This window comes from Nocardioides sp. (genome assembly GCF_029937575.1).
Lineage (GTDB): Bacteria > Actinomycetota > Actinomycetes > Propionibacteriales > Nocardioidaceae > Nocardioides.
The window spans coordinates 1-9,271 of record NZ_JAPYPS010000104.1 but is presented as its reverse complement, the minus strand read 5'-3'; the positions used below and the strand labels follow the sequence as shown (position 1 = coordinate 9,271).

Sequence of the window (9,271 nt, the reverse complement as noted above, 5' to 3'; positions counted from 1 at the left end):
CGGTGGCCGAGGCGCGCCGCGCCACCCTGCTCGCCCTCGCCGAGCTCCCCCCGGGCGCAGCGCTCGCCGCGGGCACCGGCCTGCCGTCGCTGCTGGACCGGGTCTCCTGGGACCGTCCGCGCCGACCGCGCTCCCGGGGCGACTACGTCCAGTGGACCCTCACCGAGGCCGCGGCGCTCGGGCTCACCGGGCTCGGCGCCGTGGCGGCGTACACGCGAGCCCTGCTCAGCGACGACAATCCGACCGGGCTCGCCGAGCTGATGCCCGAGCCGGTCGACCACGTGCTCATCCAGGCCGATCTGACCGCCGTGGCGCCCGGCCCGCTCGAGTCGTCGCTCGCGCGCTCGCTGCAGCTGGTCGCCGACGTCGAGTCGCGCGGCGGCGCCACGACGTACCGGTTCACGCCCGCTTCCGTACGCCGCGCCCTCGACGTCGGCTGGACGGCGGCAGAGGTCCACGGGTTCCTCGAGCAGGTCTCCCGCACCCCGGTCCCCCAGCCGCTGACCTACCTGGTGGACGACACCGTGCGCACGTTCGGGGCGATCCGGGTCGGCCACGCCGAGGCCTTCCTTCGCGCCGACGACGAGTCCGCGCTCACCGAGCTGCTCCACCACCCGAAGGCCTCCGCACTGGGCCTGCGCCGGATCGCTCCCACGGTCATCATCAGCACCACACCCATCGACGTGCTGCTGCCCCGCCTGCGCGACCTCGGCGCCGCCCCCGTGCTCGAGTCGGCCGACGGCTCGGTGCAGGTCTCGCGTCCCGACGTCCTGCGCGCCCGGTCGCCCCGCGAGCGCCGACCGTCGGTGCGCTCGACGCGCGAGTCGGCGCGGATCGCCTCCGTGGTGACCGCGATCCGGGCCGGCGACCGGGCCTCCTCCGCGCGGCCCGCCGCCACCGCCACACCCTTGACCCCCTCGGGCGCCCTGGCTGCCCTGCGGGAGGCGATCGAGGCCGAGTCGACCGTGCTGATCGGCTACGTCGACAACCAGGGCGTCTCCTCCGAGCGCGTGATCGACCCGATCTCCATCGAGGGTGGCTCCCTGACCGCCCACGACCACCGCGCCGACGACGTGCGCGCCTTCGCCGTGCACCGGATCACGACCGTGCGGCCCCTCGGGGCCGAGTAGCCCGGCGTCCGTAGACTCGTCAGGTGAACGACGGCCCCCTCATCGTCCAGTCCGACAAGACCCTCCTGCTCGAGATCGACCACGAGCGCGCGCAGGACTGCCGCAAGGCGATCGCGCCCTTCGCCGAGCTCGAGCGCTCGCCGGAGCACGTCCACACCTACCGACTGACGCCGCTCGGCCTGTGGAACGCGCGCGCCGCCGGCCACGACGCCGAGATGGTCGTCGACACCCTGCTGACCTACAGCCGCTACGCCGTGCCCCACTCGCTGCTGGTCGACGTCGCCGAGACCATGGCCCGCTACGGCCGGCTGCGCCTCGAGAAGCACCCCGTGCACGGCCTGGTCATGGCGAGCACCGACCGTCCGGTGCTCGAGGAGGTGCTGCGCGCCAAGAAGATCCAAGGAATGCTCGGCGCCCGCCTCGATGACGACACCGTCGCGGTGCACGCCTCCGAGCGCGGCAACCTCAAGCAGGCGCTGCTCAAGCTCGGCTGGCCGGCGGAGGACTTCGCCGGGTACGTCGACGGTGAGGCCCACCCGATCGACCTCGACGAGTCCGACTGGTCGCTGCGCGACTACCAGCGCGACGCGGCCGACTCGTTCTGGCACGGCGGCTCCGGGGTCGTGGTGCTCCCGTGCGGTGCGGGGAAGACGATGGTCGGCGCCGCCGCGATGGCGCAGGCCCGAGCGACCACGCTGATCCTGGTCACCAACACCGTGAGCGCGCGGCAGTGGAAGGACGAGCTGATCAAGCGCACCACGCTGACCGAGGACGAGATCGGCGAGTACTCCGGCACCGTCAAGGAGATCCGGCCCGTCACGATCGCGACGTACCAGGTCATGACGACACGTCGCAAGGGCATCTACAGCCACCTCGAGCTGCTCGACGCACGCGACTGGGGTCTCGTCGTCTACGACGAGGTCCACCTGCTGCCGGCGCCGATCTTCCGGATGACCGCCAACCTCCAGGCCCGCCGCCGGATCGGCCTGACCGCCACACTCGTGCGCGAGGACGGCCGCGAGGGCGACGTCTTCTCGCTGATCGGGCCCAAGCGGTATGACGCCCCCTGGAAGGACATCGAGAGCCAGGGCTGGATCGCGCCCGCCGACTGCGTCGAGGTCCGCGTGAGCCTGCCGACCGACGAGCGCATCGTCTACGCGACCTCCGAGCCGGAGGAGCGCTACCGGCTCGCGTCCTGCACGCACCAGAAGGTGCAGGTCGTGCGTGACCTCGTCGCCCAGCACGCGGGCCAACCCACGCTGGTGATCGGGCAGTACATCGACCAGCTCGACGAGCTGGCCGACAAGCTGGACGCCCCGGTGATCAAGGGTGAGACCCCGGTCAAGGAGCGCCAGCGACTCTTCGAGGCCTTCCGCACCGGCGAGATCGGGATGCTGGTGGTCTCCAAGGTCGCCAACTTCTCCATCGACCTCCCCTCGGCCGAGGTCGCGATCCAGGTCTCCGGCTCGTTCGGCTCCCGTCAGGAGGAGGCCCAGCGCCTCGGCCGGCTGCTGCGCCCGAAGGCCGACGGCAAGTCCGCGCACTTCTACACCGTCGTCTCGCGCGACACCGTCGACGCCGACTTCGCCCAGAACCGCCAGCGCTTCCTCGCCGAGCAGGGCTACGCCTACCGGATCATCGACGCCGAGGACCTGGGGCTCAGCGGCTCGACGGGCTGAGCCGTGAGCGCTGCCTCCGCGGCGTCCTTCTCCGCGCGCCGCCAGCTCGCCCTGATCGCGCTGGTCCAGGTGCTCGCGATGTCGAGCTGGTTCTCGGCCTCGGCAGTGGTGCCGAGCCTGCGTGACGACTGGGGCATCAGCACCCAGCAGGGCACGCTGCTGACGATAGCCGTCCAGCTCGGCTTCGTGACCGGGGCCCTGCTGAGCGCGGTCCTCAGCCTTGCCGACCGGTGGCCGGCGCCCCTTCTCGCAGCGTGGTCGGCCGCCGTCGCGGCGCTCGCCACCGCCACCATCGCGCTCGGCGTCGACTCCCTCGGTCCCGCCCTGCCGTTGCGCTTCCTGACCGGAGTCGCGCTCGCGGGTGTCTACCCCACCGGCATCAAGCTGATGGCGTCGTGGTTCGAGAGGGGCCGCGGACTGGCGATCGGCGTCCTGGTCGGAGCCTTGACGCTCGGCAGCGCCCTGCCCCAGCTGCTCAACGGCCTGGCCGGCGCCTTCGGTGACCTGCCGTGGCGCTCGGTGCTGTTCGCCTCGGCTGCGCTCTGCCTGCTGGCGGCGGCCATCGCCGGCCGATGGGTCCGACTCGGTCCGCTCGCCGCCCCGGCCCCGCCGTTCGACCCCCGCTACCTGCTGCGGCTGGTCCGGGACCGCGGCCCGCGCCTGGCCAACCTCGGCTACTTCGGGCACTGCTGGGAGCTCTACGCGATGTGGACGTGGCTGCCGGCCTACCTGACGGCGAGCTTCGCGATCAGCGACACCTGGGACGGCTCCCGGAGCGCGATCGGGCTGATCGCGTTCGCGGTCATCGGGCTGGCCGGCGTGGCCGGGGCCCTGGCAGGCGGGTGGCTCGGCGACCGGGTCGGCCGGGCGCGGGTCGCCGGCGGAGCGATGGCGATCAGTGCGTCCTGCTGCCTGCTGGCCGCGGCGGCGTACGGCGCGTCGCCGTACCTGCTGCTGCCGATCCTCGTCCTCTGGGGCATCTCGATCATCGCCGACTCGGGTCTCTTCTCCACGCTGATGACCGAGGTCGCCGACCGGCGCTACGTGGGCACCGCCCTGACCATGCAGACCGCCGTCGGGTTCCTGCTGACCGTGGTGACGATCAACGCCGTGCCGTACGTCGTCGACTGGGTCGGCTGGCGCGGGGCGATGGCGATGCTGGCGATCGGCCCGGTCGCCGGGGCCGTCGCGATGGCTCGCCTCGATGGGCTCCTCGGCTCGTCCGCCGAGGGCCGGCACGGCACAAACTCCTCGCGCAAGCCGATTGCCGGTCCCTAGTGTCGGCCCTCGTGCTCCACTCGGGAGCACGACGACACAGAGACGAAAGGACCATGGAGCAGATCAGCAAGAAGCTCATGAACTGGGCTTCGATCCTCGAGGACAACACCCGCGAGCAGGCGGTGACGGCAGCGACGCTGCCGTTCATCCACCCGCACCTCGCGCTGATGCCCGACGCGCACCTGGGGATGGGGGCGACCGTCGGGTCGGTCATCCCGACCCTCGGCGCGATCATGCCGGCTGCAGTCGGCGTCGACATCGGCTGCGGGATGATCGCCGTCCGCACGACGTACGACGTCGCCGACCTGCCGGTCGACCGCAAGCCGCTGCGCGAGGCCATCGAGCGGGCGATCCCGCTCTCGGCCGGAGCGGCCAACCAGGGTGTCACCCGTGAGCACACCCGCGAGCGGCTCGAGGTGCTGCGCGGCGAGGCCGAGCGGGCCGACTTCGACCCCGCCACCTACGCGAAGCGGTGGGAGCTGCAGCTGGGCACCCTCGGCTCGGGCAACCACTTCATCGAGGTCACCGTCGACGAGACCGACCGGGTGTGGCTGTTCCTGCACTCGGGATCGCGTGGCGTGGGCAACAAGATCGCCCAGGCCCACATCAAGGTGGCGCGCGACCTGTGCGAGAAGTGGTGGATCGACCTCCCGCACCGCGACCTCGCCTACCTGGTGGAGGGCACGCCGGAGTTCTGGGCCTACATCCGCCAGATGCGGTGGGCGCAGCACTACGCGCTGCTCAACCGCGAGGAGATGATGGACCGGGTCGTGGCGTGCTTCGCCGACTGGCTCGGCCTGTCCGACGCGGGCGAGGTGGAGCGGGTCGAGGAGATCAACTGCCACCACAACTACACCGAGCAGGAGCGGCACTTCGGCAAGGACGTGTGGCTCTCCCGCAAGGGCGCGATCAACGCCGAAGCGGGTCGGCCCGGGCTGATCCCGGGATCGATGGGGACGGCGTCGTACGTCGTGGTGGGCCGGGGCAACCCGGTGGCGCTCAACTCCGCACCGCACGGCGCGGGGCGGGAGTACTCGCGGTCCAAGGCGCGCAAGACGTTCTCCCGCGAGCAGCTGCGGGAGGCGATGGTCGGCATCGAGTACCGCGACACCGACGCGTTCATCGACGAGATCCCGGCGGCCTACAAGGACATCGACCGGGTGATGGCCGACGCCGCGGACCTCGTCGAGGTGCGGCACACGCTGCGGCAGATCGTCAACGTGAAGGGCGACTGAGCCGACACCAGGACAGCGGAGCTCTTCGGGCGGATCGGCCCGGAGAGCTCCGCTGCGCGTCGGTCAGCGGGCGTCGACGTAGATGTCACCGGCGGTCGGCGACGGTGACCATGGCGCGCAGACGCTGGTGGTTGAAGCGCACGAGCAGGGTCACTCGCTCCGGAGCCTCTCGACGCGAGTCCCTCACGGTCGGGAGGCGCAGCGTGACGTCGCGCTGCCCGGCCGGGATCCGACCGCCGACTCCCACGCCCAGGCGGTGGAGCGGGCGCCGGGACTCGCGCCCGTAGCCGCGCCGCGCCAGCCATCCGGGACGGAGGTCGTCGCCGCGGAGCCGGGAGCCCCGGCCCGGCACCACCTCGGCGTAGACATGGGTGACGCGTGCTCCGGCGCCCACCAACCGTGCGCGCACCTCGACAGGCTCGCCCTCGCGGACGACGCGCCGTACGGGCCGGACCCGGAGCACGAGGTCGGGGTCGTCGCCCAGCACCCGCAACCTCCCGAGGTAGTCCGCGGTGACCACCCCGTCCACGCCCCACGCCGCGACGTCGACCTGACGGCCCATCCCGTCGAGACGGCGGCTGCCGAAGGTCAGCGGGATCGACCCGGAGGTCTGTCCGGGGGCCAGGTCGACGACGGTGAGAGCTCGTGATCCCGGTGCGCCGGAGCGCTGCACCACGAAGCGGGCCGGACGGTCCAGGCTGCCCTCCACCACGAAGGGCACGCGAGCCTCTCGGGTCGAGCGGAGCTCACCGCTGGCGGCCGACGCCTCGCCGAGGCTCACCTGGGGCAGTCGACGATCCGGCACCGCGACCAGTGCCGACGAGGCTGCGGCCAGGTCTGCCACCCACAGCCGGCCCCGGTCGCTGCGGCCGATCAGCTCGACCGAGACGATGTCGCTCAGGTCCGCCGCGTTGTCGGGCTCCGTCGGGTCCAGCGCGGCGGCGTCGACCAGCAGCGACTGGGCCCAGAGCTTCGTCAGTCCAGCGCCCACCGGCAGCGGAGCGAGCGTGTCGCCGCCGTCGGTGACGTTGTCGGGACCGAGCACGCTCTGGCCCCCCGAGCTGTCCGTCAGCCGTACGTCGAGCCGCACCGGGCCGGTGCGGGGGTCGACGATCGTGCGCAGCTCGAGCCGTCCGGCCGAGAGGTCCAGCGCCTCGGTGAGGCGCAGGCCGGCCACCGCCCCGGCCTCGGTCCAGCCCATCGTGAGGAAGTCGGTCGTGGGGCGGCCCTGGTCGCCCGGGCTCCAGTGCGGGGCGATCAGGTCTCCCAGCTTGCGCCCGCACCACGTGGCCGAGCCTGCGTCGGGCGACGTCCTGCCCTGACAGATGCCGGCCGTCGCCCCACCGCTCACGTTCGTCAGCGTCGCGTCGGCGCCCGGACGCCGGAGGTCGCGCCCTCCTCCGATCGCGTGGGAGCGGACGTCGGCATCACCGAGGGAGTCGAGCCTCACCAAGGAGCCGTCGAAGAGCGGGAGGGCGGACTCGTCACCGGTGAAGAGGGCGGCCGCTCCCGCGACGTACGCCGTGCCGACCGCACGCTGCTCGGCCCGGCTCAGCCGATCCGGGGTGGCCGCACCGCACGCCGAGCCCGGGTCTCCGCGCCAGTCGTCCGACGACGGAGCTGCCGAGGCGCCCGGGGTCCACTCGGTGTTGAAGTAGTTGTGGTTGGCGCCCATCACCAGCACCGAGCTCTTCAACGACGTGTCGTCAGCCGCCAGGTCACGCGCGACGTCGGTGAACTGCTGACCCTGCAAGTCGTGGACGTCCCCGTCGCAGTACGGCAGCACCGTCACCGTCGGCACGTAGGGCGATGCCTGCGAGGCGAAGTCCGTCGGAGCCAGGAGCACCTGCCCCGCGACCCGGTACGGCGCCGAGGTCGGGATCCGGATCGAAGCCCGGGCCACCCCCTCACCACCACGGCTGTGCCCGACCAGCACGACCTCGTCGAGGTCGACCTGGTGCTCATCGGCGAGATCGACCCAGTAGTCGAGATGACGCTCCACCATCTCCGCACGCGCACCAGCACCACCATCGGGCACCCGGAAGTCCTGGGCATTGATGCCGTTGACCCGCACCGACACCGTCGCGTACCCCTGGGAAGCCAGTACCTGCTGCAGGTAGTCGTAACCGAGGTGGCTCGGGACCTCCTGGAACGGCGCCGGGCAGGGCCACTGTCCGGTGTGGTCGAGGTCGTCGTCCGGGTTGTAGCAGACGTCGTGCCGCCCGTGCAGGAACACCACCAACGGGCGAGGACCCGTCACGGCACCGGCACTGGGCTCGACGACGTGACCCACCATCTCGACCGGCCGTCGCAGACCGGCCAGCTTGACCGGCTCGAGCTCGTAGTCGCTGCTCACGGTCTCGAAGGTTCCGGGCACTCCGGGGTCAGCTGCCGGAAGCACCGTGGTGGCCACGCGGTCCACGGGCGCCACCCGACGTCGTACGACGGGGTCCAGCCCACCCTCGTCCAAGCGATCGCCCGACAGCAGGACGTCGAGGCCCGCCGGGTCCGGCACCGCGGCGGCCGTGACGACCGTCCGGACCGTGCGACCGTCGGGATCGATCCTCGCCTCCCCGATCGGCAGCCCTGCTCCGACGATCCGGGGCCGGTCCGCACCGAGCGGCAGCCTGCTCGGCGAGGTCCACGAGACCTCGTAGTTGCTCGCGTCGAGGGCGACGATCTCCCACGTCCCACGATGCGCGCCCGCGTCGCTCTCGGGGTCGGCGCCGGTGGAGCCCGCGGCGGGCGGGACTGTGCCGACCAGCCCACCGATCAGCACGCAGGCGAGGCCGCCGGCGAGTCGTGCGGCGACCCGTCGGGGCAGCGCGAGGCGGGCGGACCGGGCAGGTGCGGGGCCTGCACCGTCCCGGGGTGTGGGGGGCACGACTGCTCAACGCCGCCGGGCCGCGACGGGTTACGCCGGCGACGCCGCAGGATGGTGGGTGCACTAGACCGGACCACCGGCTGATCCGCTCGCCGGTCGGCGTCGGGGGCTCCGTAGGCTGGTGGCCCGTGAAGGCACTCCTGCTCGAGAACATCCACCCGCTGGCCGTCGAGTCCCTCGAACGGGCCGGCTTCGAGGTGGAGCTCCGCACGGCCTCGATGAGCGAGGACGAGCTCCTTGTCGCCCTGCCGGGCATCTCCCTGCTGGGCATCCGCTCCAACACGAAGGTGACCGAGACGGTGCTCGACGCCGCCGGCGACCTGATCGCCGTCGGCTGCTTCTGCATCGGCACCAACCAGGTCGACCTGGCCGCCGCGGCGGCGCGCGGGGTCGCGGTCTTCAACGCGCCGTACTCCAACACGCGCAGCGTCGTCGAGCTGGTCATCGGCGAGATCATCGCCCTGGCGCGCCGCCTTCCGGAGAAGACGCTCAAGATGCACGCGGGTGTCTGGGATAAGTCGGCCCAGGGCAGCCACGAGATCCGCGGACGCACCCTCGGCATCGTCGGCTACGGCAACATCGGCACCCAGCTGTCCAACGTGGCCGAGGCCATGGGGCTGCGCGTCATCTTCTTCGACACCGCCGACCGGCTGGCGCACGGCAACGCGCGGAGGATGCCCACCCTGGACGCGCTCCTGGCCGAGGCCGACGTCGTGACGCTGCACGTCGACGGCCGACCCGGCAACGCCGGGTTCTTCGGCGCCGAGCAGTTCGCCAAGATGAAGCCGCGCTCGCTCTTCATCAACGCCGCCCGCGGCATGGTGGTCGACGACGTCGCGCTGCGCGAGCAGATCCTCTCTGGCCACATCGCCGGCGCCGCCCTCGACGTCTTCCCGGTCGAGCCCAAGGCACAGGGCGATGAGTTCGAGTCGGTGCTGCGCGGGCTCGACAACGTGATCCTCACCCCGCACGTCGGCGGATCGACCCAGGAGGCGCAGGAGGAGATCGGCTGGTTCGTCGCCGGCAAGCTCGCCGGGTTCGCGCTCGAGGGCCGCACCGAGCTGT

At 72.2% G+C, this 9,271-nt stretch carries 6 protein-coding genes; 5 read left to right on the top strand and 1 reads right to left on the bottom strand.

What is annotated here, in order from left to right; all coding sequences use genetic code 11:
• The 4 genes from Q1K33_RS19930 to Q1K33_RS19915 all read left to right on the top strand — a co-directional run.
• On the top strand, window positions 1-1,130 hold a 1,130-nt coding region (locus Q1K33_RS19930), incomplete at its 5' end, for a helicase C-terminal domain-containing protein (RefSeq protein ID WP_300406549.1).
• A gap of 23 nt (window positions 1,131-1,153) precedes the next feature.
• Window positions 1,154-2,809, top strand: coding sequence for a DNA repair helicase XPB (locus tag Q1K33_RS19925; protein ID WP_300406547.1), 1,656 nt, complete (start codon window positions 1,154-1,156; stop codon window positions 2,807-2,809).
• A gap of 3 nt (window positions 2,810-2,812) precedes the next feature.
• The gene (locus Q1K33_RS19920) at window positions 2,813-4,087 is read left to right on the top strand and encodes an MFS transporter (RefSeq protein ID WP_300406545.1); all 1,275 of its coding nucleotides are present in this window, start codon (window positions 2,813-2,815) and stop codon (window positions 4,085-4,087) included.
• Window positions 4,088-4,140: 53 nt separating this feature from the next.
• Window positions 4,141-5,322 (top strand): RtcB family protein, encoded by a 1,182-nt coding sequence (locus tag Q1K33_RS19915; RefSeq protein ID WP_300406544.1) that lies wholly within the window; start codon window positions 4,141-4,143, stop codon window positions 5,320-5,322.
• An 85-nt stretch (window positions 5,323-5,407) separates the two neighbouring features.
• Here Q1K33_RS19915 and Q1K33_RS19910 read toward each other — a convergent pair whose 3' ends face one another.
• Window positions 5,408-8,206: a hypothetical protein gene (locus Q1K33_RS19910; protein ID WP_300406542.1), complete on the bottom strand. Its 2,799-nt coding sequence runs from the start codon at window positions 8,204-8,206 to the stop codon at window positions 5,408-5,410.
• 128 nt (window positions 8,207-8,334) lie between these two features.
• On the opposite strand from Q1K33_RS19910, the gene serA reads away from it, so the two are divergent.
• A partial coding sequence (gene serA, locus Q1K33_RS19905; RefSeq protein WP_300406540.1) for a phosphoglycerate dehydrogenase occupies window positions 8,335-9,271 on the top strand: 937 nt, incomplete at its 3' end.